Genomic DNA, 25,312 nt, shown 5'->3' on the forward strand with positions numbered 1-25,312 from the left:
TCGCTATTAACGAAAGAGGCACTTTTTTTATGCTCCCGAAGAAACTTCTTTTCTTTTTTCCCGTTCTTCTTTCATCCGTTCTAAAATAATGTTTCCTTCCTGCTCTGCTTCCATCATTTCCAATTCTTTTTCCTCTTTACTTGTTCGAATGGTCATATAGGCACTAAACAATATTCCAGCAACGATTAAATAAATCCAAAACGGCATACATTGCTTCCTCCTTCAAATGAAAGATTGTCCACTTTTTAATTAGCTTACTTAGTACAACAATATGCCGGTTTAGAATAAATTATGCTCTATATGCTTATTTTTTCCTGTACTAACATGTTTACTTTTCAAAAGTAGGTTTATAAAAAGAGCGATTGTCTAATGCAAATACCCGTTCAGAAAATTCACCCGGTTTCGTTTTTTCCAATGTGCGGTTCATCATATTTATTTTTGCATCTAAATTGTCAATATGATGTAAGACTTCTGCTTCCCGAATCATTGGTGGCTTTGGGCTCCCCCATTCTGCTTTGCCGTGATGGGAAATTATCTATATGTAAAAAGTGAGAAAAACACTAAAAAAGGTGACTACAATAATACATCTCACAATTTCTTCTCACAACAAGTGAGAAAGAAATACACTACTCTACCTATTTTATTTAGTATCCAAAGATAAAAATGGTAAAATTAGTCATTATGTTATTATTTATCAGAGTCTAACATCATATGAGGTGAAGTCATGAAAGTTTATTTTAGTTCGCCCAGTATTTCAAGCGAAATCGTGGAACGTTTAAAGACAGATATTAGAAGCTCGAAAAATCGAATACTTACGGCTAGTTATTCCTTAACCAAGCCTTCAAATTTACAATCAATTAAAGATAGCAGAGCAACAATTTAAAGGTTTATTGTTTAAACCAGATGATGATCTAATCTAAAATCCGAAAAAAAGACTCCCATTACAAAGCACTATAAATTTATTATAATAGATGATGTATATGGGTTGGTTCATTTAACTGTTCCACGAATGCCACTTTAAGAAACTGGGAAAATTTAATACTATAATCTATAAAATACTTCTCTATGTTTATTCTTTCTTAAATTTCGTATCAATTGTGATACTGCTTCCTTGTTTATTATCCCTTTTTCTTGAAACCTATCTAAAACAGCATCATTCTCAGATATTATTGAAGAGTGAAACTGAGTACCAATGAAGTAATACTTATAATCATTTGATCTATTGTGTTCTTCTACTTGGAGATCACTAAGACTATATACTTCATCATCAATTTCTATATATCCTGCACTGAGGTGATGGGCTTCCACTATATGTTCATTGTTTATTATTAATGCATAATAAGCCCCCTCTCCATTTATAATAAAAGGTTCATTTTCTTCTGTTTCAAATATGATTAAATCATCATAGCTACTACCTGTATACAACCATATTCCTTTGATTTTTAATTCTCTATAATCTATCAATATTTTTTTATTTCCCAAATACTGAAGTTTGCGGAAATCACTATTTCCTATTCCAGTATTAAACCAAAGTTTACGTTTGAAGTTCTGTTTATTGATATTTTCCACTAATCTTTTTATATATTTTTCATCTTCAACGAACTGTATCCCTTGAGAAACAGAGGGACAAGTTGCCCTAATAGCATCATTTAATAAATACATTTCTTCAAAAGGGTCAACTTCTTTTCTAGATTCTTTAATTTCATCAATATGTTTAAAAATTTCATTAACACTCTGATACCTTTGTTCATAATTATTATCAAGACACTTATTTAATACGATATCAATAACTTCTGCTTCTTCTGATTTAAAGATATCAGTAATTCTACTTCTATTTGTTCCTCTATGTGTTGCTCCAAACGCATACCATTGGCAAACTTGACCAAGAGCATAAATATCCATTGATGGTGCAGGAATAACATCTCTATTTGCTTGTTCAGGAGCTGAAAACTCATAATTCGCTAACCTTTCTCTCTTTTCAGTTTTTGCTTTCAATGTGTATAATTCAGGATTATAGCTAGCAATACCAAAATCAGTTAAAACAAAGTCAACTTCTTTTGTTACTAAAATATTCTCAGGCTTAATGTCCCTATGTATTATTCCAATTTTGTGTATCTTTTCTAAAGTATTAAGTAAAAAGTAAAATAATTTTATAAATGTTTCTTCACTTATTTCCTTAGTATCCTCTCTGAAACTTTTTAATGATTTTTCATACTTTTTCATAATAATGGCTGGGATCGAATAACCATCTTCAAATAGAATTTCTTCATAATTTATATAGTTAACAATGTTACTACGATCTTCCAATAAATTAATATTAAAATATTCTGCTCTAAAACGCTGTAATTTACTCGATTGTTTATCCTCTACAAGAAATTTTATTGCAACCTCTTGATTATTTAGGATTCCAGAATAAACAAGTCCATTACCACCTTGACCTATCTGCTTTAAATCAGAAACTTCTCCTAATGTCAAAATAATAGACTTGTTGTTTTGCTTTATAAAACTACTTATCCTTTTTACCGCATTTTCAGACATTCTTATCCTCCCGTTTCTAGAATAATTTTAACCCTTGAAGAAACATATTTTATATCAATAATTATTAACAAACCAATACTTATCGATATATTAATAATCATTCTCCAGTTATATTAATTAATATCCTTTACTCGGTCTCCTTCAACTAAATTTCTCACCAGTTGAAGAACTACAAGTATATTCATAGATTATATGACTTTAAAAGTTCCTCGCTTATTCCATTAAACGGCCCGATTGTTGAAGATTAGGGTTCCTACTTTTGATTATAAACACCTATGATATTCATACTTTTATAAAATATAATATTCTGCCAAAACAAACATATGTTAAATGCCAATTCATAAAATATAAAAATTTCAAACTGATCTTTTTTTAGACAAAAAATTGGACACTCTATCTGTTTATGTTACATTTTTAATGTCTGTATCAGGAACGGAAACTCGTTATTATTTTTATCCTCTTCTTTTAACTAAATAATTCCCCCAAAATAATCACTTAATTATTTTCTTTTAGAAACTACTTTGTTAAAAATTCGTTATCATATTTAAAAGAGACTTCAGCTAAATTTTCATTAATTCTATAAGGGAATCCATTTATAGTGGTTCTTCCTTGTTCAGCAAATAAGTGCAAATTAGTTTTCGCCCTAGAACCAATAACATATAACATCTTTTTAGAGGCAGATTGTGCTTCATATTTTGGTTTATTAATAATGGAACTCCAATGAGGAACATACCCCCACAATAATCCAAAGGCTATAACTGTCTCAAATTCCTCACCTTTTACCCCATGACAGGTATTAATAACAATTCCTTTATCTGCACTAAAAACACTTTTAAAGTAATTAACATCACTTGGAATCCCATCAAATTCTTTTGATTCATATCGTTTATTTATACTTTTAAAAAATGCATATAGCTGATCATTAAGTACAGGATGAATATTTAAATCAATCTCCAATGCTTCAAAAAAACTCTTAAAAGCAATTTCTAGATACCTTACTCCCTCCGTTTCTCTAGGCTTTATAGAATTTATTAACCTCAAATATTTCCTACAATCTTTATGTTCAAATCCTAATGTTCCGTTTGTATATGTATTTATTTGTTCAATTATTTGGCGAATCCATCTGAAACGATTTAACGATGTTTCAGGAGTTATCTCGGTTAAGAAAAGTCTAGATAATCTCCACCAAAGGTTCTCTTTATTTCTTGGTAATGGTGTAAGTCCGGGAGCATCAAATGGGACATTTGGTAACAATGATTTTAATTTTTTAGCTAAAGGGGTTAGAAAATACCACTGTGGTGCAATGATACATATTTCGTTTGGTTTAACACCACTTTCTATGTTTTGTGTGATTATCTTCGCGAATTCATTAGGTAGATTGTTTTTATCCGTTACTGTATCTAGTGTTATAATTCCGGCTTTTTCTGAATTAGCTCCTAAAGCTTTTATATTTACATCTGTTGATTGAAAATTCCTAAAAAAATCTATCACTCTTTGAGAAGAACGGTAATTACCGGGTAACTCTTTAACAACAATTTCTTCGTTCCCTGTGTCTCCCTGAATCTCATAAGGAGTTTTTGCTATTCCCCCCAAAGATTCATAAATAGCTTGGTCAGGATCACCAACCAAAAACAACTTACAATCATTACAACTTTCCTTAATAATTTGGCCAATTATTGCATACTGTAAATCTTGAGTATCTTGATACTCGTCTACGAAAATATATCCAAATAAATTAGCTAAATGAAAGCGTATTTTTGGATAATTTTCTAATAATCTATTTGAATAGTACAGTATCAAATCAAAATCTATTTCTTTATTCTGAAGAATGGATTGGTGAAATTCTGAAGCTATCTCATTTTTATATCGATCTTCATTTAAATAATGACCCTTTCTATCAAAGCTTGTATTAATATTGACATTATACGGTAAAGAGTTTTTTTCTTTTAATTGATTAAGTATCATATTCTTTTTATTTTCATCTATTATGGAAAAACCGTGTACAAGGTTAGGCTCGTAAACGGAATAGGGTTGAATAATCCATTGATAACAAAAGGAATGTATAGTCCCCGCCCAAAGCTGTTCTTGAGATATGCCCATTTCATCAAGTCGCTTTTGAATTTCTTCTGCTGCCCTGTTAGTAAACGTCAAAGCAACAACATATTTCTTCTTACTTTCCAAGTTTTCAAGTTCATATGCAATCTTTCGAGTTAAAACACGTGTTTTCCCACTACCGGGACATGCAATCACTAATGTATTCCTTTTACTAAGAACTGCGTCAATTTGATGAGAATTTAAACCTTCTAGCATAATTGATACTCCTCATATGATTTTATAAATAAAAACAGATTATCATTTTCTTCTAAATAATCTTTTAATAAACTACTCAGCTGGTTTAAAGTCCTTTCTTCTCGTGGAATATCATTTAATTTTTGAAGAAAATCTTTAAGTTCCCTTTCATCATTCATTTTTTCAACTCTATACTTTGCAATTTTCTCAAAATGTTTGTAACTAATATGACCCGATGAAAATGCAATTGCCTCTAGGATATAGGTAGGAATATATGTTTCAAAAGTAACTTCTTCTGCCAGAATAAGTGCAAACCACCCCTTACCAACAACCTTGTCTGCTAAACGAAGGGTTTCAAGTCCAACTTTAATTTCATCTTTGGACATTAATAGTGCTTTAGAATCATCTATAGATTTTTTCTTTTTGTATATTTTACTTAGCGTTTTTATTATTTCTGGGATATTACCTTCTAAAACAAAGTCAATTTCAAAAGTATAATTAGCATAAAATGCTTGAACCCATTTATTTCCTTTACAATATTCATCTAGTTTCTTTTTTCTTTCTTCTCCCTTGATAGCGGAGTTCCTAAATTTTTTCATTTCATCCGTATCTTCATCTTTAGGACCATCTAAAGGAATTAAAGATTGATCATGATCAGTTATTATTGCACATTTTCTTCTGATTCTCTGATCATCAAATAGATCTGCAATATGTTCAAAAACTGTACTATTCATATTAATTAGACTTACTCCTACTTCATCTAGGCTAATACCAAATACTCTTTTAAATAAAATTGGAATAAGAATTAACTCTGCATCACCTTCAACTAAAATAACACCTTTTGCAAATAACAATGTACTTCTAGTCGCATCAAGGTATCTTTCAATTTTTTTACTCTCTTCATCAGAAAGTCCATTACTTGGTTGGCAAACTACTGTTTCATCTTTTTCTTTACTTAGTATATTTATAGACTGAATCTTATTAGCTGAGGAAATATGGGTTGAATGCGTTGTCATTATAACTTGTGTATTTTGGAACTTGAAATTATCAAACATTGTTTTTTGAATATGTGTATGTATATGGGCTTCTGGCTCCTCAATTAGCAAAAAGTGTGCAGCTTTTAGCTCAGTTGGCTGCTTGTATTCATATTCTAATAACTTTAAAGTTATATATATTAAATTAGCACCACCTAAACTGAGATCTTCCAGTTTACCTTGATAGCTTCCTTCTTCTCCATCTCCTACCCAAAGAGCTAATGATTGAAATAACTTATTTATATCCTCTGGTAATTCAGAACGAATACTTAAACTTGGAGCATATGTAAAACCAATAGTCGAATCTAGTGTCTTTCTAACCTTTTCAGTTAATTGATTAATCTCAGGAAGAGAACTAATTATATAATTTAAATCTGTTATCCTATCTGTAATCTCAGTCGAGTCCTCTAGTAATATATTATTTGCAGATCCCCTTAATAAATTTAACAATGGGCTTTTTCTAGTTTTTCTCAAATCTGCAATTACATCACGTAAAGCCTTTATGTATGTACAAGCTATCTCTGATCGAATTAAATAAATTTGAGATGTAGTTATACCTAACAAATCTCTGTTTTCATCATCAGGATTAGGAAATTCAATGTGATCAAAATCACCAACTAACTGTTTATAAATGGAATCGTCAGAAAAATCCGCATTACCTCTAAAACTATAAACAGCTTCATAATCATTTATAGTTATTTCGTCTAGAATATTATTTAATTTTTCTTGATCTTTATCTTCAAATAATGACAATTCATACAATTTTTTTCTAATTTTCTTATTAGGTCTATAATAAAAATGGTAAGAACCACTATTTGACTCTGTCGCATCTTCAAGTTTATGAGCCAACAAATTTGCACCTTCACTCTCATCCAGATCTTCAAACTCTAGCGAAATAATTATCCAGTGTCCTTGCCACCTATCGAGACCTCTATTAAAATCAGTTTCTACTAATCTCGATGCACTTATGGGAAGGTTACTATCTAACATTAATCGTATTGCAAAAAAGGCATTTGTTTTGCCAGAACCATTTTCTCCAATCAATGTGTTTACACCCGGTCTAAACAAAAAATTTTGATTTCTAAAATTCCTAAAATTACTTATATGCAACTTCGAAATATACATTGCCTATCCTACCTTATCGTTTAATTTTTATGTTAATTATACCACTATATTATATATTTGATGTTATTTTAAAATTCTATATATACAACTATACCATTTTTATTTTTAAGAAAAATGACATACCTCGCTACGCTGATTTGATTTATTATCTACCGTACCGAACCTTACCGAACCGTATCGTACCTTGCCCTACCAAAGCTTGCCATACCGGGCCGAACCGCACCATATTGACCTATATCATCAGCAATAAGGAGGTCACCCTTATTGGACGGATGACTATTACATCCGTTTCAACTTTTTACATCTTCCCAAATTAATTCTCGCCAATTTGGTGGAATTACCCCCTTTTTTAATGCTCTTTGAACCATACCCCTATGTTTAATATCCGCCCTTAACACATGGCATTTATAACATAAAGTTCTTAGATTAGATAACTTGTTATTTGCAAATACTCCACTTCTTATATGATCTATATGGCATTCCTTTAAACTTACCTCAACACTGCAACGAACACATTTACCTTTATCTCTTTTCCAAATAATCGGTCTGATATTTTTGTACCATGTTTCAGTGGGTAATCTTTTCTTAGGCATTTAATCTTTCCTCCAAAAAATTAAAATCTAACACCTCAAATCGACCATATCCAATTTTCCTACCATCTCCGAGTCCTGCAAAAGCTCCAGCATCAATGCAAATAGATTCCATTTGATTTCTGCTTATTAAAGAATTATCCCATATAATATCAAATCTTGTTTCCCAACCAACTGATGTTGCTAGACGATATCTTATGTTTTTAACCCCTCTTCTTGATACGGGCCGAACATCTATGTATACTTCTTCAGTGCTATCCTTAGTTAATTCATTTTCGTCATAAACAAATCTATTCAACAATAATTTATCCGTTATTACTTGCAATGTGGCTGATACTACAGGTTCCATTGTTCCACGTCCATATGGTGTATGCTTTGCTCCTGCTCTTAGACAAGAAAAAATGTAATCCGAGTTAAGATATAATTGTCCTTCTTTAGTGACTTGGTAACTGCTTCTCCACTCATCTGGATTATTTCCTGCCACTCCCTTCTTTTCCTTTTTTACAAGGGGAATAGATTCAATTGTAAAGTTATTGAATAGTAATGGTCTATTACCTCTAATTTTTACTTCTGCCATTATAAGCGTCACAATCTCTCACCTCAAAATGATACTTATAAGTATAGTTTTATCGTTTTTTTATACTTTATGCATCTTAATTTGTGATGACCTCTTTTCTAATCTAAAGTAAGAGGTGATAAGATGTCAGATTTTTTAAAGTTAGTCGGAGATAAAGTAAGATTGCATAGAAAAGAAAGAGGTTTGACTCAAGAAGAAGTAGCTGAAATGTCTGATCTTCAAACTTCCTATATCGGAGGAATTGAACGAGGAGAAAGGAATATTTCTTTACTGACATTAGAAAAAATAATTAAGTCATTGAATATATCACCAGAATCCTTTTTTAGTTTTAAAGATATAGACATATCAGACAAAAGTAATGTAGATCAAGTTATTACAATTCACAAAAACTTACTTCAATCACGTAATATTGAAGAAATAAAATCAATACATAATATTACTAAAGATATTCTTACCTTAATTGATTCACAAAAGAAATAAATTCATTTTCATACATTAGTTGTATAATAATATTATTTGCTACTAAGAAAATACAAAAGAGGAAATGCCCAAGCATTTCCTCTTTTTATATTTATTTTAATTAAAGAATGTGAATGGTGTAAAAACTTTATAATGGTAGGTAATGTATTCTCTAAATGATATTCATAAAAATTTTAAAGGTATGATTACATTCTCATATTCAACTTTGAATTATGAAGTAGAAAAATCCAACCCTAAAACTTAGAGTTGGATTTTTCCATTTCTTTAGAAATCCTATGTATGTGCAAGCTTGTTACAATCCATAAGACAACTAATTAACGATTAATATATATAATACCCAATTATAATCTTCATTAAACATATTATAAATAGTGATACTAGTATATCTATCTAAACTTCATTTTTTATAGTCATTTGATATATACTTATAGGAAAAGGCGGTATGAGAATGCAAAAGAAACTAAAAAGAAACAGAATTCGTTGCAAACATTGTGGTGACATTATAGAATCCAAGAGTACAAATGACTTTCAAAAATGTAAATGTGGAGCAGTAGGTATAGACGGTGGATTAGACTATGCAAAACGTGTTTATGGTTCAAATCCAGCTGAACTACATTACGAGGAACTATCCGAGTATGAATAAAACAAGAGGCTACCAAAAAACTTAATTTTCATACACTTAGCTTTAAATTATTGTTCAATTATCTGGGTCGATTGTTGATACATAATAAACATCGTTCTTCAACTGAACAGCACTAATAGTTCAATGACTAATTTCTCACTTTTTCTAATAATATTGTTCAAAAGAGAATTATAAAATAAAAAGACGTTCTTATGATCGATTAATTTAACTATTACACCAGTTTGTGTAGTAACCCTGTTACTACTGTTGTATTTTTCAATACTTCACGAGGTAAGAACCTATCGCTCTGTTATTTGCTTCTTTTTTTAATTTTAGCCTTCGTCAACTTTTTCTTGGAGATAACTATATTCAAAATTTAAAACTTTTCACTTATCTGCCCCATTAGCTTTATATTTTCAACAAAATGACGATTAATCCTTCATGGATTAACACACGATTAGCCATCTTTCATGGTAGTTTAAGTGAAATTAGTTCACAAAGTTATTTATTTAAAAAGATCCTCTACATAATATAAAATACCAAGAGTAATTCTTGGTATTTTTTGTTGTTCTCCTGTTTCAGCAAAGCGTTTGATTCGAACACCAATTTCATCACGAACAAGCTGGAAAACTTCCCATTTTTCTTCGTCTGTTCCTTCTGCTCGTGCAGGGTCATCAAATCCCCAGTGTTCTCGTTTTACTTTAGGTGGTGTAACAGGACATTTATCTTTTGCATCACCACAAAGTATAACAGATAAGTCTGCGTTGTTTAGTATTTCAGGTTGGATAATATCAGAAGTTTTGTTTGAAATATCAATTCCAACTTCTTAACAAGCATTGGGGTTCAGTCCGTGTGCTTCAATTCCAGCACTTTTCACTTCCCATTCATCCTGATTTAATTATTTTTTAGCCTTTGCTTGTTCCTCTGTTAAAACAACAGTTGCAATTGAAGGATTTGTAAATATAACGTTAGGTACTACCTCTAAATTTAGTTTAAGATTCAAACCGCCAATTGCATTATCAGCAACAGTTTTCCCTTCATTTAGCAGCTACATAAACAAATTGATGTCCTAATGTGACATCACCTGCAGCATAGATATTTTTATTACTTGTTTGGGCATATTCATTTATTTTTATCTCATTATGAGGTCCAACTTTAATACCGGCAGCATTTGAGTTTAATTCTTCAGTATTGGGTTGTCTTCCTACTGCAATTAGAAGTTGTTCACCTTCTATAACTCTTTGTTTTCCATTTACCGTAACATAAACTTTTTTAATTGATTTCCTTTTTGTGCGACTGAATCCATTAATACAATAGGTGTATTATATATTAAAGACCAAGTACGATTCAACTCTTCCATAGTGGATAGATTACATATCCTCCATTTTAGGTGGTTTTGAATTATTCTTTGGTATAGGAAACGGTAACAATAAATTAAATATAAACTTCTCATTGACATTTATTTTAGAGTATTTTATTCTATATATGAACATATAATCATATATAGATATAAATTATTAAGGGGTAAAATGATGAGTGAAGAGCAAAAATATGAAAAGATCTTTAAAGAAAGGGAGCAGGATTTGGATGAAGAAACGTTATTTGTCGTTTCTCAAACGTTCAAAGCATTGAGCGACCCAACTAGAATACGCATTTTAAATTTGTTATGTAAAGGGGAGCATTCTGTCAATTATATTGCGGAGACGTTAAATTTAAGCCAATCGAGTGTCTCTCACCAATTACGTTTCTTGAAAAATTTAAGATTAGTTAAATTTAGAAGAGCAGGGACAACTTTATATTATTCGAAAGATGACGATCACGTCATGAATTTACTGAAGCAGGCAATTGAGCATGCTGCACATCATTAATTAGGAGGAAACTTAAAATGGGACACAATCATGGACATGACCATACACATGGTGCAAATAAAAAGACTTTAATGATAAGTTTTATTATTATTACAAGTTATATGTTTATTGAAGCATTTGGAGGATTCATTACCAATAGCCTTGCATTATTATCTGATGCAGGCCATATGTTAAGTGACTCCATATCACTTGGGGTTGCATTATTGGCCTTTACATTTGGGGGAAAATCTGCTAACTATAGTAAAACTTATGGATATAAACGATTTGAAATATTAGCAGCTGTTCTTAACGGAGTGACACTCGTATTAATTGCAATTTATATTTTTTATGAAGCTATTCAGCGTTTTCAAAATCCACCTGAAGTTGCTTCAACTGGAATGTTGATCATTGCAACCATTGGTTTAATTATCAATATTTTTGTTGCGTGGATAATGATGCGTGGTGGGGATGTAGAAGAGAATTTAAATATGCGTGGAGCATACTTGCATGTCATTAGTGATATGCTTGGTTCCATTGGAGCTATTATCGCTGCATTACTAATCATGTTCTTCGGCTGGAGTTGGGCAGATCCACTTGCCAGTATCATTGTGGCCGCACTTGTATTACGCAGTGGCTACTACGTTACGAAATCCGGGCTTCATGTCCTGATGGAAGGGACACCACAAAATGTAAACTTGGACGATGTGATTCGAACAATCCAAAATACAAAAGGCATTCAGAGCATTCATGATTTGCATGTTTGGTCGATTACAAGCGGGTTAAATGCACTTTCCTGCCATGCAGTTGTAGATGATCAAATGTCCGTTGCGGAAAGTGAACGATTGCTTTATCAAATCGAACATGACCTTGAACACCAAAATATTCACCATATGACGATTCAATTAGAAACGTCTACCAATCAGCATGACAATACGATTTTGTGTAAAGTGAAAGCTGAATCATCTGGACATCACCATCATTGATTCGAATTGCACATGAATCACCCCAAATTTTCTAATTCAAAATCCTCTCAATGATTATAAAGTTTGAGAGGATCTTTGTTATTTTCCGTTAGTTAAAGTACACTATTTCAATAGTATATATATTGCAAGAACCAACACCAGCTTCAACTTTTACTTTTAGCTCCTACTTCCTTCTTTTTACTAAATCAAGTACTATTTTTCCATTATCAAAATGGTATTTTTAAATAATAATTATTTTACCTAAAAGTATCACCTACTTTTAATAAGCATTACTTGGTATAATCTTAATAAATTTCCCATTTTTAGATATAATTTCTTGGTATATTTATCCGAATATTGCTACATTAACTGCATTGTAGTAATACAGGTGTTGTCCGCTTTAAATGTTGAGATTTCAGTTTCTGCTATTTTTCCATCGTTTTCTACCTTTACTTTAAAAATCTTATCCCTCGGTAACCAAAAATCAATAAATCCATTTGCTAATGATTTCATTTTTTCATCAACAATTATATTCCCCTTGTCATCTTGGATATAAACATCGAAGTCTTCTTCTACTAATTCACCTTGGCAACCTGTTAAACTGTGGTTCTTACAAGGGGCGTTTCTTTAACATATGGTGCGATTGATACAAAAAATCCATTTTACGGAAGATTGTAAACAGTTTTTGAACCATTTTCATTTGAAACAATAAGTTCTTCTGAAGTAATAGAAGCAATCTTATCCATACTGTAATCTATGACAAGTCTTTATATATCATCTGTTTCACCAACAACTGGGCTATTCATATTGTCTTTTGCACATGCCGTTAGCACAACTATACCTATTAAATGCGCTATTAGTATTTTTCCTTTCAATTTGATTTCCTCCTTTTTCTTTTTAATACTCTTCGTGTAATAATAAAAAACCTACAAAATCTTTAAGAAAAAAGCATTCTTAGTAGAATAAATTAAAGTTATTTTATAGTAACCTTTGCATTATTTTGAATATGTTTAATCAAATACTCTGCATCTTTTCCAACGCCTTGAATAAGTGCCGAACCTCTACTGTACTGCCAAGGTAATCCTATAAAATAAATACCTTTTATTGGGCTAATCCCTCTTTGGTGAATTGGAAAACCCTTATCGTTTAGTACTCCATCTATATCAATCCATCTATAATCTGATTTATAGCCTGTTGACCAAATGACATTATTAACTTTTATTCTAGTATCGTCCTTAAATATGATACTATCGTTACTAATAGATATAGTTCTAGGTTTAATTATTATTTTTCCAGTTCTTATTTGTATTTTAAGCTCATTACCAAATATAGGATCAGGTTGTTTCTTAATGAATTGACCAATCATGGAATTAACGTTTGCTGAATAAATTCCTAATTTATCTAACCACAAAAAAATGCTTCTATGCAAAATATCTTGCGGAAGGAATTTTATTTTGTGGCTAACTGATAAGTAGGTTTCTCTTTCCTTCGATAATTCAACTGCGATCTGCGCTCCCGAATTACCCCCACCCACAACTAATACTGGCCCTTCTTTTAATTGTTTCGGATTTTTATAATGTGATGAATGGCACTGATAAATCTGATCAGAAAGGGAACCATTCATCCTTGGTATGAATGGATTCTGAAAAGCACCCGTAGCTATGATTACATTTGCAGCAGTAAATTCACCATTATTTGTTGAAATTATATATTCCTGATTAGCTAGGTGAAGACGTTGAACCTTTGTATTCAATTTTAATGGTAAATCAAAAGTTTTTGCATAAGTGGACAAATATTGGACAATTTCGTCTTTAGTTGGATAATCGTCCTGATTATTATCTAGGGCTAATCCCGGTAATGAGCTATAATATCTTGGAGTAAATAATTTAAGAGAATCATATCTGTTTTTCCAAACCTCTCCAATTGCTTCACATTTATCAATAATTAAAAAGGATAAGTTAGTTTTTTTAGAAAATATCCCGTTGCTAGACCAGCTTGTCCTCCGCCGATTACAATTACATCAAATTTCATATGACAAAAATTCCCCTTTAAGTGATAATTTTACAAGATGAATAGTAAAGTATTTATTGAATTGCTGTTATTAGTGATAAATATAATGACACTACTGTAAATATACTCATCATAAACCCAAAAAGAATTGGTGCTTTTTTCATGTAGGCAGCTATAGTTAATCCAATAAAACATAAGGTTAAGGCTAATAATAGGAGGCTGTTTATACCTAAATGTATAACAAGTTGTGAATCATGTACTATATGTCCTTGGTAAAACAGATCAAATAATTTTGACAATCCTGATGCAGTCAATGTTTGTTGGATATCATGTGGGGGTTCTTGCTGACCCAACACTCCCGTTGCCGAAAAGATCAAAAATATTATGAGACTCTCCACTTTTATCCATGGTATTGGATTGAAATAGTCATCGTTCTTTATTCTTTTTCGAATTAAAATACTATTAATAAATGCATAAACTATTAAAGGAATAATGAGCAGATGTTTAATTAGTAGTGATTGACCATATGGAAGCATCCAAGAATTGGTATAATCTTTATAATCAATGACAACGTTCATCAATGATAGTCCAGATACCACAGTTGTAATGAAACATAATAACGCAAATGGTGTAAACCATTTTAAAAACTTCATCCAATTTGAATAATTTTTTGAAGTCCAACCAACTACAATTAGAATTCCTACCCAACTAGTAACAGCAAGAAAGTGAATTGTATGTACAATAAAGCCCTTCAACTGCTGTATCGAACTCGCATGACTTGACCAACCTAATGCTAAAATTAATAGGAAAGTTATAGCCAAACCTATGTATGCATATAGAGACCTTTTTCGATAATCAAACCAAATAATATAAATAAATAACACATTTGAGATCAAGTAAGTAAAAATCCATGATTTCCCCACTTCAAAGGTAAATAGCACCAATATAAATGTTTTTGCAAACCCAACATCCTGATAAAGATATAAAATTACTTGTAGGACAGGTATAAATGAAAGAATAGCAATCCCGGCTGTTGCAGCCATGAGAATTCTTTTCTGCACATTAAAATCAGGTCTGTGGGTACTAGGTACAATACGTAAAATTAAACTACCCATTAGAATCGAAAAACAAAGGTATAATAAGGGTTCACTGATGAATCCGATGATAAACATTTATTTTTCCTCCCTCCTCATTAGCCAAATAAAGCTAAGGATAAAGATTACAAATAAAAGACTTGTAATGATAGGAATAATATAAGAAGGTAGGTTGCTTTGTTTTACTTCAGGTTTTAGTTGTGCAGGGGTTGCTCTAGGAACATCTTCAACTTGTTTTTTTTCCTCATTATCATCCAATTTACTATCCGACTCATCAGGCGGGATATCCACAGAAAAAGAAAAAGCTCCTTGTATTGGATGTCCGTCTGCACCAATTATCTGCCAATCAACCTTATACAAACCGTTTTGTAAGGGCTGATTTATGGTAGCCCTCATTGTGTCATTCTCAATTACAAATTTTTTTAATTCAACAGAATCTCCGCCTGAAGTTGAAACTTTAAGTGTACTCGTCTGTTCAATCTTTGTTCCAAATATTAAAATTACCTCTTGAATAGGTTCGGTAATTACTTGACCATCTTTAGGTGTGGAGTCTACTAGTGAAGTGTGTGCTAACACTTGATTGGAAAATAAACTAAATACAAATACTAGTAATAATAACAATCGTTTCCCCATTCTCTGTCTCCTTTTTCAAATTTAAATATTCCGAAAATTATAGCTACACTATTATAGCATACATAATGAATTTTCGAGTTGTAATTTGATAGGAAGCTTTGGATGATTTTTTACCCACTGATATTGATAATATATAGTACAATTAAATTTACTCAGAAGAAGCAAAGGGCCTTCCAATTGGAAAGCCCTCTCTATTCTATTCTTTTACCTTCATTAGTCGTAAACTATTTAATGCTACCAGAATTGTTGCCCCCATATCTGATAGGATTGCAATCCAAAGCGTTAACCAACCCGGAATGACTAATAATAAGGCAATTAATTTAATTCCAATTGCAAAGGTGATATTGGCCTTAATTATATTTAAAGTTTTACGACTCAGCTTAACAGCAAATGGAAGTTTAGTTAAATCGTCTCCCATTAAAGCAACATCAGCTGTTTCAATGGCCGTATCTGTACCTGCTCCGCCCATTGCAATACCAACTGTAGAGGCTGCTAATGCAGGGGCATCATTAACACCATCACCAACCATTGCAACATTTCCGTACTCGGATCTCAATTGTTTAATATAATCTAATTTATCTTGCGGCATCAGTTCTGACTGAATTTCTGATACGCCTACCTGACTACCTATTGCTTTTGCAGTACCTTTGTTATCACCTGTTAGCATAATCGTCTTTTTAATTCCTAATTGATGTAGCCTTTGAATGACATCTTTACTTGATTCACGGACTTCATCAGCTACCGCAATAATTGCAAGGACTTCTTTGTCCGTTCCAAAAACCATAACTGTCTTCCCTTGATTTTGAAGAGTTGTTACTTCATTTTCTAAGTTCTTATCATAATTAGTAGTTGTTAAATCCTTAAAGAGTTTAGGACTTCCAATATAATACGTTGTTCCATTAATTATACCCATAATCCCTTTTCCCGTTATGGAAGTGAAATCATCTACAACGATATTTGAATAAGAAAGATTTTTCTCTCCTGCTTTTTTCATAATTGCAGATGCAAGAGGATGTTGAGAACGGTACTCTAAAGCAGTAATAATCGATAAAAATTCTTTTTCATTTGCGTTTTGATTCAAAACTTTATAATCGGTAACAACTGGGATACCTTTTGTTAATGTACCTGTTTTATCGAATGCAATAGCCTTTAATGCGCCCATTTCTTCTAGGTAAATTCCACCTTTTACAAGAACACCTTTTTTCGCCGCATTTCCAATCGCTGAAACAATAGAAATAGGAGTCGATATGACCAACGCACAAGGACAACCGACGACAAGAACAGCTAAACCTTGATAAACCCATGTTCCCCAATCTCCATTAAAGAGTAATGGTGGTACAATCGCAACTAATGCTGCTATAACCATAATTATTGGCGTATAATATTTGGCAAATTTATCGACAAAAGCTTGTGCTGGAGCGCGTTCGCCTTGGGCTTCCTCAACAAGATGAATAATTTTAGAAATCGTTGTATCTTCTACAAGTTTAGTTACTTTTACTTCTAGTAACCCCTCTTCATTTATTGTCCCTGCAAATACCTCATCATCAATTGCTTTTGCAACAGGGACTGATTCACCAGTAATAGCAGCTTGATTAACGGATGAGTTTCCACTTACAACCTCACCATCCATAGCAATCTTTTGACCGGGTTTCACGATCATAATGTCACCAACCATGATGTCATCAACATGGACCATTATTTCTTGTCCATTCCGTCTAACGAGTGCTTCTTTCGGGGCAATATCCATTAATGAGCGAATCGATTGTCTTGCTCGATCCATAGAGAATCGTTCTAAAGCTTCGCTGATTGCAAAGAGAATAACAACAATTGCTCCTTCTGCCCATTCCCCGATAATGGCCGCCCCAATAATAGCCACGGTCATTAGGGTCCTCATATCAAAATCTAAATGTAGCAAGTTTTGGAAACCGACTTTGAAAAGTGAATATCCTCCAATGACAATAGATGCTACAAATAGTAAAGAAGTAATGAGGTTTTCTTCTCCATTTACAAACATGGAAAGATAACCGAAAACAATTAATAAAGAAGCATACAGTAATGTACTATGTTTTTTATAAAATGGAACTTTAACTTCCTTTCTAGCCTCTTCTTCTTCCTTACTCCCTTGTACAGCCTGACCTACTGTTTTTTCAGGGATAACTTTTAGGTTTTCAAATGCACCGGCTTTTTCCAGTTCTTCAATAGTCGGTTCACCAAAAACAGTTATTTTTGATGCTCCGAAGTTGACTTTTGCATCCTGTACTCCGGGTAATTCCTTAACATTTTTTTCAAACTTACCTGCACAGCTCGCACAAGAAAACCCCTCTACACGGTATACATTCGGATCCATAGTTATGTTTTGTGTATCATTTTGTGGCGCTTGGCGTCTAGTTTTTTCTGGAGTCACCTTTAAATTTTCAAATGCGCCAGCTTTTTCCAGATCCTCTACAGTAGTCTCACCGAAAACGCTTATTTTTGATGCTCCGAAGTTGACTTTTGCATCTTTTACTCCCGGAAGATCTTTTACATTTCTTTCAAACTTTCCAGCACAATTTGCACATGAAAAACCTTCTACACGGTATACATCTGGAACTACTTTTACATCCTGTAAAACTTGTTGTGGTGCTTGACGTCTAGGTTTTTCTGGAATTACTTTTAAATTCTCAAATGCACCAGCTTTTTCTAATTCTTCAATAGTCGGTTCACCAAAAACAGTTATTTTTGATGCACCAAAATTTACCTTTGCATCCTGTACACCCGCGATATTTTTAACGTTTTTCTCAAATTTACCTGCACAATTTGCACAGGAAAACCCCTCAACCCGATATACTTTTTTATCTGCTGATTTTATTGCTTCAGTCAACTTCAATCCCCTCCTTCTGATGTTCAAAGGCTAAGTGTATTAGCTGTTTTACATGCTCATCATCTAATGAATAATAAACTAATTTTCCTTCTTTGCGGTATTTGGCTAAACCTAGATTTTTTAACAATCTTAAATGATGGGAAGCTGTAGCGTTTGTAGATCCTACAATATTCGCTACATCACATACACATAATTCTCCCTCTAAAGACAAAGCATAGGCAATTTTTACCCTTGTATCATCGGAAAGAGCCTTAAAAACTTTAGCTACTTCTATTGGGTTTTGTTCAGCAAGGTTATTTTTAGCTCTGGTGACTTTCTCTTCATTAATACACGTCACTTCGCAAATATCTTTTGTCATATTATCCCCCTTATATTCAAACAATTATTTGAATAACTAAATATACTTATAATATATTCAACAATAAACAAATAGTCAAACAAATATTTGAATAACATTTAAAAATTTATTACTTTTTATAGCATGGTTTAATTGAATCAATTTAATATCATACTAAAAGTTCCATTTTCAAACATAATCATAATTCCTAAAGCTAAAAATACAATTGGAACGATAATCTTTTCGTATTTTTCTACTGTTTCAGATATACCTTTTACAATTGATATCCGCTGGCAAAGATATAATAACACTGCCGCAGTAATATAATAAATTACAATAGTAACGATTAGTTCAATAGTGTTAGCACAGTAAAATAAGGAATATAGACACCTAAGTTATCCCCACCGGCAGCTAACATAATGACTGTGACACTTAGTATAAAACTGCTGAATCTATTAGTGGATTCAACAATTTCTTCTTCTTCTTTTTTAAATAAAACTTTTAAACCTATAAAAATTGGAATCAAACCAAGCAAGCCAATCCATTGTTGGGGAATAGATGCTAAACCAAAAGCTGCTAATAGGCTAACGATGGTTAGTACACTAAAGCCTAAATATTGGCCTAAAACAATATCTCTTACCCTACCTTTTCAATTTTTCACTTGTGCAAATAGAACAACTAAAATCACAATATAATCAATACTTGTCGCTATGTATGAGACAATAGCTGATACTATCGTTGTTTGAGTATTGCGGACGGTTTGAGCCACTGTATGCGGATAATTAAGCCAGCAATTGCGGAAAGGAGACTCACCAATGTTCAAGATATTTAGTTTAAGTTCTATTAGTCGCCACCATTGATATAACTTTTGTCCGTTTACAGGAAAAATCGCAGGTTTTACCAATGGATAACGTCAGGAAAGGGTAATTTACAACGTTAAAGGTTTTGAAAGAAATAAAAGCCTAATCCCTCTATAATTTTTGCGAGGAATTAGGCTCATAATCTTCCACTAAAGCACCCGTTTGTTAAAATAGGAATGAAAATAAAGCGTTGAATGTGCCATTTTCAAACATAATATAAATTCCTAGTCCTATAAAAACAATTGGAACGATCCAACGTTCATACTTTTCAATTGTTTCCGAGACAAAATTCAAGTGGGCTAAACGATAGCCGACATAGATTAAAACACCAATCATAATTAAAATGACAATAATAGAAACAAGGATTTCAGTCGCATTTAACGTTGTGAAGTAGGGTACATAAATAGAAAAGTCATCTGCACTGGAAGCCAATACGATAAAAATGACTGACACCCATAACTGATTAAACCTACCTGAAGAAAATATGGATAAAATTTCGCTTTCATCTTCATCCTCTTCTCCTTTAATCCATATTTTTATACCTAAGTAAAGTGGTAAAAGTCCAAGTAGTCCTATAACCCATCGTTGGGGAATTAAGATTGAAACTCCTAGAGCAACTAAAAGACTTGCTCCTATTACAATTCCCGTTCCAATATACTTTCCTATCCAAATATGTATTTCCTGTCCTTTTTTTATTTGCGAAAACAAGAGAATCAAAATAACAAGGTAATCAATCCCTGTTGCTGCATAAATAGCAGCTGCTGTAAGTATCGTTGTAATCATACTATTACCTCCCTCTTATGTGCTAATGCAATCATCATTATCTGTTTAATATGCTCATCATCTAACGAATAAAATGCGAGTTTTCCTTGTTTTCGGTACTTAACTATTCCTTGTTTGTGAAGTTTTCGTAGATGATGAGAAGCATTTGCTACCGTAACTCCTAAGATACTTGCTATATCACAAACACACAACTCTTCATCCTGACACAAAGCATAGGTGATTTTTGCTCTATTTTCATCAGCAATAGCCTTTAACATTTGGGCAACACTTGAAATATCAACGGTTTGTAAATCCTCTTGTATTCGATTAACCCTTTCTTCGTCGTAACAAAAAATTTCACAAGTATCTTTCTTATTCACATTATCACCCCTCCATCATTCAAGCGTTTACTTGAATATATTATAACTATTTTAAATTTGTCATTCAAGCAAATATTTGAATAAAAAAAAGAAGAGTGGGGTACGTACCCGCAATTCTTCTTCAACTAAACTGCCACTTTAGTTTAAGTGTAACCCTTCACAATCCAAATTTTATAATGTGATTTTATTAGTTGCTCTCTGTTCCACAAAAGGTGGCTCTTTTTTCCGCAATGACTGGCTTAAAACTCCGCACAAGTGGCTCAATTCATCTGCAATATTCATTGTTATCAAAGTAAATCACTCCTATCGTAAATTATTGTTATTGTCCTATACTCAAATGTATATTTGATTGTTAATATCATTTGTAATTTTACAGCTATATATTCTTATATCAAATGAATATTTGAATGATTTTAAGCGCTGAATTTGTATTTTTATCTGTTTTTTCTTCCTGTGCTAAGACTGTGTATTTGGCAAGAGAAAAATGTATAAAACGGCAATCCTTTTTACAGTTCACTTGCCAACATTAAATTTTAAATACCTCTTAATGCCAACGACTCTTTCATCCGGTTACTATCACCCCCAAAAAGTACTAAATGGGAGTGATGTATCAACCGATCTACTACTGCTTCCGTTAGAATTGGGTCTCCAAATACATGGTTCCACTGTCCGAACTGGAGGTTTGTAGTAATGATAATACTCCTTTTCTCATAACACAGAGAAATCACTTGGAAAAGGAGCTCTGCTCCTTGCTTATGCAATGGAATATAGCCAAGCTCATCGAGTATCAATAAATCAAGCTTTTCAATTTTTTTAAACAGCTTATTCAGCGTTCCTTTCTCATTCGCCTCTAACAGTTCATTGGCGAGAGAGGCAATTGTATAAAACTTTACTCTTTTGCCATACTTTTGTATGGCATTCATTCCGATTAGTGTGGAAAGATACGTTTTTCCTGCACCAACCCCGCCATAAAAAATCATATTTTCTTTTGATTCAATAAAATCACCATTTAAAAGATTTTGTTGACTTAAGCCTTGTCCAAGCTGGATGTCTTTCCAGTCGAAAGGTTTGCCGGACACGTTTGGCAAGGTTGCCGCCTTTAGTAGAAGATTAATTCTTCTCTCCTCGCGCTGCTCTATTTCCTTTTCAAAAAGATGTAGTAAATATTCTTGCGAATCTTTCACATCTACCGTATGGAAATTTTCACGAATCCAACTAAGTTTTAATCGTTTGGCATATTCCTGAATCTTATCTTGCATCATGCTTGCCTCCTTTCTATAGTAAAGAAGGCATCATATCGGCTCATTCCACGTTCTGCCGGTGGCATAGCTGGAACATTAGTTTTCAACTTTAGTGTTTGTCTATGGCCACGACCATGAACTAGTTGATGAAAGACTTGTTTTATTGCTTCCGAAGATGGATGACTTCCTTCAGAGGCTATTTTTAATGCTTCTGTAGCCATCTCTAGACGATGTTCTTTTAATATCGTAGATAATAAGAGTAATGCCTTTTTCTTTTCCTCCATTGTGCATTCATGTAAGTATTTTTGCCATATTTCAGGAAGCTGATTATAAAATGTTGTGTACTTTAGAGCATTTGGTCTTTTTGCCATAAGCGATAGATATGGCTGCCAATTCATTGACTTCGATGTCTCCCCATATAGGCGTTCATGGCTCACTATTACCTCATAATCATCCGTAAGGATATCGATGCGATTATAGGTTACACCTACTAATACTTTTTGATTAGAATAACGAGGAGAAGTGGAATACCTTTTCATATCGACTTGTACATAACCATATTTATCAGCCTTCAATATTTCATAACGTATTCCCGAATACTCTTTAGGTGGTAAATATAATAAAGCATCCTTATCTTCCTCAAATAATCTACTAATCTCTTCTTTTTTTTCGTAATGAGGACGGAATCGATCATTCTCCACCTCAGTCCATAACCCACTATTTAAATCTTCTAATCTATATATCTTACGTTCAGGTAAAAAGAAGTTGTTTCGTACATATTTAACCATTGCTTCTACATGGCCTTTCTCATTTCCAGCACCAGGATTACAAAACTCATATTCAAAACCATAGTGCAATACAAATTTTTCGAAGGCTTCTGTAAGTTCACGCTTCCCATGTGAGAGTATTTTCTTCACTGCGGGGGATAAGTTATCGAAACGGATTCTTTTTGGCACTCCTTCTAAATGATGAAAGAATCGCTTTAATCCTTCTAAGAAACAGTCCTGATTTTGAGATTCAAAAACCTGAACTAAGAATGAATTACTATATGGAAATGATAGAACAAGATACGGAAGATCTATAACTCTACCATTTCTTTTAAATGGTGCTTCACCGAAGTCCACTTGTGCATCACCTGGTCTTGCTTCTAATGGTAGTGCAGCTTCTTCACTTTCCTCAAGCAATTCCTTTTTTCGTTTAGAAACATACGCTCTTACTGTACGATCAGATCCTTTGAAATCAACTTCATCTACAAGCATTTGCCATATACGTTTGGCTGTCCTACGATATTTCTTTTTCTTTTTCATATCTTCTTTCAACCATCGATCCACCAGATCCTTAACTGGGTCCATCACTGGAGATGGTTGGGATTTTCCTCTTTTTATTTCTGGTTGGAAATCCTCTAAGTCAGCGTATTTCTTAACAGTTCTAAAATCTCTGTTAGTCCTTCTAGCAACATCCGAATAAGAGTAGCCTTTTTTATTTACTTCTTGTCTGATATAATTAATTTCGGTCACTTCTAACATCTCCTAATATACCTCCTGCCAGTATTGGTTCCAACAGGAAGTGTATTGAATTTTTGGGATGTTAGCAAGTGGCTTTTTTTATTTAGATACCCCTGCGGGGACCTACATAAAAGGAATGCCATAACCTACATTTTTATGATGCCATAAACAAAGACTGTTTTATTAATTGATTACATTTTTATTAATAAAAGTTACTTTTCTTATTCAAAGACTAATTTATAATGTAAAATAAAAAGAGGTGAATTCATAGGAATTTGCTATAGCCATTTTAATTGGCTTACCTCTTTTATGGGAGTGATGAAAATGAATGAAGTAAAATCATACTTTTATGATTTTATCCCCGTTATATATGAGACTTCTGAAATAAAACGGAAAGAAATACTGAGAGATTTCCCACTACCAGTCTTACCTACCGGGGAAGAAACTTTTAACATACAGAATGTAGAAAAAGGAAAAAATGTTCGTGTTCGACTACTACTTAACGAATTTAGTGTTGAAACAACAAAAACTAATAAACAGTACTTAAAAATGAGATTTAGTAATAATGCTGGAGCAATAAACGCTAAATTATGGGATAACCAAAATGCTGTAGAGATAAATAAACCAATATTAGAAGCATTTTCTGTATTTGATGTTGAGGCAAGAGTTGAAGATTACCGTGGTCATAAATCATTAACTATTAACAAGCTTAAACCTTGTGAAGAGGATATTAATCCTTTTACTTTACTAGCCTACACAAAACAAAACATCGAGGACTTGACAGTTGAACTATTTTCTTATCTTGATGAACTTGATTCCCCTTTTAAAGAAATTTCATATGCAGCTATGCATCGTTTTTGGGATCAATTTTGTATAAGACCTGCAGCGAAAGGGTTTCATCATAACTATCTAGGTGGACTGCTAAAGCATACAGTTGGGTTAATGAGATTTGCAAGATACATTTTAAGACATGAAAATAATCACTACCAAGCAACACTAAAACTTATTAATCGGGTTGAGAAAGCACATAAAAGTGACATATGGGCGCAAATGCAAACAACTGTGAATCCACAACAATTGGTATGGAAAGACACAATTGATCATTTATATACCATGTTTTACGGTATGATGGAACATAAAGATATTGTTCCAAACTATAACATAGTTTTGACAAGTATTTTATTCCACGATATCGGTAAATTACTAGAATACGATCATGCTGGAAAAAAATATGAAGAGTTTAAGTTTCTATTTCCAACAGCCAATCATTCAAACGTTGAAAACCGCAAACAGACTGGAATCAAAATGGATGAGTTAGGTGTTATGATTGGACACATTCCTTATGGAGTCCTTATCCTGTCCAAAATAATTGAAAGTGAAAATATTACCATTTCTTTAGAAGATATTCACCATATTTCACATTGTATTTTGTGTCATCACGGCCTTCCTGAATGGGGTGCCTGTATTAGAAATCCACAAACTATTGAAGGGTATATTATTCATATTGTTGACTTTTTGGATAGTAGATATGAAAATACCGAAGAATTGAAATAAACAAAAGCCCTT

The 25,312-nt window shown here is 32.6% G+C and carries 19 protein-coding genes and 6 pseudogenes; 5 read left to right on the forward strand and 20 right to left on the reverse strand.

Going from position 1 to position 25,312, the window contains the following annotated elements:
* Window positions 1-27: 27 nt before the first annotated feature.
* The 7 genes and pseudogenes from BN1242_RS05030 to BN1242_RS05055 form a co-directional block, all read right to left on the reverse strand.
* Window positions 28-207: a sporulation YhaL family protein gene (locus BN1242_RS05030; protein WP_062352256.1), complete on the reverse strand. Its 180-nt coding sequence runs from the start codon at window positions 205-207 to the stop codon at window positions 28-30.
* Window positions 208-328: 121 nt separating this feature from the next.
* Window positions 329-535, reverse strand: a pseudogene (locus tag BN1242_RS13125) (3'-5' exonuclease); the annotation flags it as partial.
* 506 nt (window positions 536-1,041) lie between these two features.
* Window positions 1,042-2,538, reverse strand: coding sequence for a protein kinase domain-containing protein (locus BN1242_RS05035; protein ID WP_062352259.1), 1,497 nt, complete (start codon window positions 2,536-2,538; stop codon window positions 1,042-1,044).
* A 516-nt stretch (window positions 2,539-3,054) separates the two neighbouring features.
* Entirely contained in the window at window positions 3,055-4,848 is a 1,794-nt protein-coding gene (locus tag BN1242_RS05040) for a UvrD-helicase domain-containing protein (RefSeq protein WP_062352262.1), read from the reverse strand.
* Window positions 4,842-6,986: an ATP-dependent nuclease gene (locus BN1242_RS05045; protein ID WP_062352265.1), complete on the reverse strand. Its 2,145-nt coding sequence runs from the start codon at window positions 6,984-6,986 to the stop codon at window positions 4,842-4,844. The genes BN1242_RS05040 and BN1242_RS05045 overlap by 7 nt, the downstream gene beginning before the upstream one ends.
* 290 nt (window positions 6,987-7,276) lie before the next feature.
* A complete protein-coding gene (locus tag BN1242_RS05050) occupies window positions 7,277-7,579 on the reverse strand; it encodes an HNH endonuclease (protein ID WP_062352268.1) in 303 nt (100 codons plus the stop codon).
* A complete protein-coding gene (locus BN1242_RS05055) occupies window positions 7,572-8,165 on the reverse strand; it encodes a hypothetical protein (RefSeq protein ID WP_062352271.1) in 594 nt (197 codons plus the stop codon). Before BN1242_RS05055 ends, BN1242_RS05050 begins: the two co-directional genes overlap by 8 nt.
* Window positions 8,166-8,276: 111 nt before the next feature.
* On the opposite strand from BN1242_RS05055, the gene BN1242_RS05060 reads away from it, so the two are divergent.
* A complete protein-coding gene (locus tag BN1242_RS05060; protein WP_062352274.1) occupies window positions 8,277-8,633 on the forward strand; it encodes a helix-turn-helix domain-containing protein in 357 nt (118 codons plus the stop codon).
* A 448-nt stretch (window positions 8,634-9,081) separates the two neighbouring features.
* Window positions 9,082-9,276, forward strand: coding sequence for a DUF7695 domain-containing protein (locus tag BN1242_RS05065; protein ID WP_062352278.1), 195 nt, complete (start codon window positions 9,082-9,084; stop codon window positions 9,274-9,276).
* A 547-nt stretch (window positions 9,277-9,823) separates the two neighbouring features.
* Here the strand turns inward: BN1242_RS05065 and BN1242_RS13750 are convergent.
* Both BN1242_RS13750 and BN1242_RS13345 read right to left on the reverse strand, forming a co-directional pair.
* A pseudogene (locus BN1242_RS13750) lies at window positions 9,824-10,144 on the reverse strand (arsenate reductase/protein-tyrosine-phosphatase family protein); the annotation flags it as partial.
* Window positions 10,145-10,159: 15 nt separating this feature from the next.
* Window positions 10,160-10,532 (reverse strand): annotated as a pseudogene (locus BN1242_RS13345) (FAD-dependent oxidoreductase); the annotation flags it as partial.
* A 255-nt stretch (window positions 10,533-10,787) separates the two neighbouring features.
* Here BN1242_RS13345 and BN1242_RS05070 point away from each other — a divergent pair.
* Window positions 10,788-11,123: an ArsR/SmtB family transcription factor gene (locus BN1242_RS05070; RefSeq protein ID WP_062352282.1), complete on the forward strand. Its 336-nt coding sequence runs from the start codon at window positions 10,788-10,790 to the stop codon at window positions 11,121-11,123.
* A 17-nt stretch (window positions 11,124-11,140) separates the two neighbouring features.
* On the forward strand, window positions 11,141-12,085 hold the full coding sequence (locus BN1242_RS05075) for a cation diffusion facilitator family transporter (RefSeq protein ID WP_062352286.1): 945 nt from the start codon (window positions 11,141-11,143) through the stop codon (window positions 12,083-12,085).
* Window positions 12,086-12,424: 339 nt separating this feature from the next.
* Here BN1242_RS05075 and BN1242_RS13140 read toward each other — a convergent pair.
* From BN1242_RS13140 to istA, 11 genes and pseudogenes are all read right to left on the reverse strand, one after another.
* Window positions 12,425-12,939 (reverse strand): annotated as a pseudogene (locus tag BN1242_RS13140) (CueP family metal-binding protein).
* A 98-nt stretch (window positions 12,940-13,037) separates the two neighbouring features.
* A pseudogene (locus tag BN1242_RS05085) lies at window positions 13,038-14,095 on the reverse strand (flavin-containing monooxygenase).
* 53 nt (window positions 14,096-14,148) lie between these two features.
* The gene (locus BN1242_RS05090; RefSeq protein WP_062352294.1) at window positions 14,149-15,246 is read right to left on the reverse strand and encodes a copper resistance D family protein; all 1,098 of its coding nucleotides are present in this window, start codon (window positions 15,244-15,246) and stop codon (window positions 14,149-14,151) included.
* Window positions 15,247-15,801 carry a copper resistance CopC family protein gene (locus tag BN1242_RS05095; RefSeq protein ID WP_062352297.1) on the reverse strand — a complete coding sequence of 185 codons (555 nt, stop codon included), beginning with the start codon at window positions 15,799-15,801 and terminating at the stop codon, window positions 15,247-15,249. It lies immediately after the preceding gene.
* A gap of 196 nt (window positions 15,802-15,997) precedes the next feature.
* A complete protein-coding gene (locus BN1242_RS05100; protein WP_238985084.1) occupies window positions 15,998-18,661 on the reverse strand; it encodes a heavy metal translocating P-type ATPase in 2,664 nt (887 codons plus the stop codon).
* Window positions 18,654-19,019: an ArsR/SmtB family transcription factor gene (locus BN1242_RS05105; protein ID WP_062352300.1), complete on the reverse strand. Its 366-nt coding sequence runs from the start codon at window positions 19,017-19,019 to the stop codon at window positions 18,654-18,656. The genes BN1242_RS05100 and BN1242_RS05105 overlap by 8 nt, the downstream gene beginning before the upstream one ends.
* A gap of 137 nt (window positions 19,020-19,156) precedes the next feature.
* Window positions 19,157-19,629 (reverse strand): annotated as a pseudogene (locus tag BN1242_RS13900) (cadmium resistance transporter).
* A gap of 394 nt (window positions 19,630-20,023) precedes the next feature.
* The gene (locus BN1242_RS05115) at window positions 20,024-20,641 is read right to left on the reverse strand and encodes a CadD family cadmium resistance transporter (RefSeq protein ID WP_062352303.1); all 618 of its coding nucleotides are present in this window, start codon (window positions 20,639-20,641) and stop codon (window positions 20,024-20,026) included.
* Window positions 20,638-21,000 (reverse strand): ArsR/SmtB family transcription factor, encoded by a 363-nt coding sequence (locus BN1242_RS05120; protein ID WP_062352306.1) that lies wholly within the window; start codon window positions 20,998-21,000, stop codon window positions 20,638-20,640. The genes BN1242_RS05115 and BN1242_RS05120 overlap by 4 nt, the downstream gene beginning before the upstream one ends.
* Window positions 21,001-21,533: 533 nt before the next feature.
* Window positions 21,534-22,259, reverse strand: a complete 726-nt coding sequence (gene istB, locus BN1242_RS05125; protein ID WP_062351209.1) for an IS21-like element helper ATPase IstB — start codon at window positions 22,257-22,259, stop codon at window positions 21,534-21,536.
* The gene (istA, locus tag BN1242_RS05130; protein WP_062352308.1) at window positions 22,259-23,767 is read right to left on the reverse strand and encodes an IS21 family transposase; all 1,509 of its coding nucleotides are present in this window, start codon (window positions 23,765-23,767) and stop codon (window positions 22,259-22,261) included. The genes istB and istA overlap by 1 nt, the downstream gene beginning before the upstream one ends.
* 303 nt (window positions 23,768-24,070) lie before the next feature.
* Here istA and BN1242_RS05135 point away from each other — a divergent pair, with 303 nt between their 5' ends.
* A complete protein-coding gene (locus BN1242_RS05135; protein ID WP_062352311.1) occupies window positions 24,071-25,300 on the forward strand; it encodes an HD domain-containing protein in 1,230 nt (409 codons plus the stop codon).
* Window positions 25,301-25,312: the final 12 nt, after the last annotated feature.

The sequence above is a fragment of the Bacillus kwashiorkori genome (assembly GCF_001375515.1).
Lineage (GTDB): Bacteria > Bacillota > Bacilli > Bacillales > Caldibacillaceae > Bacillus_BK > Bacillus_BK kwashiorkori.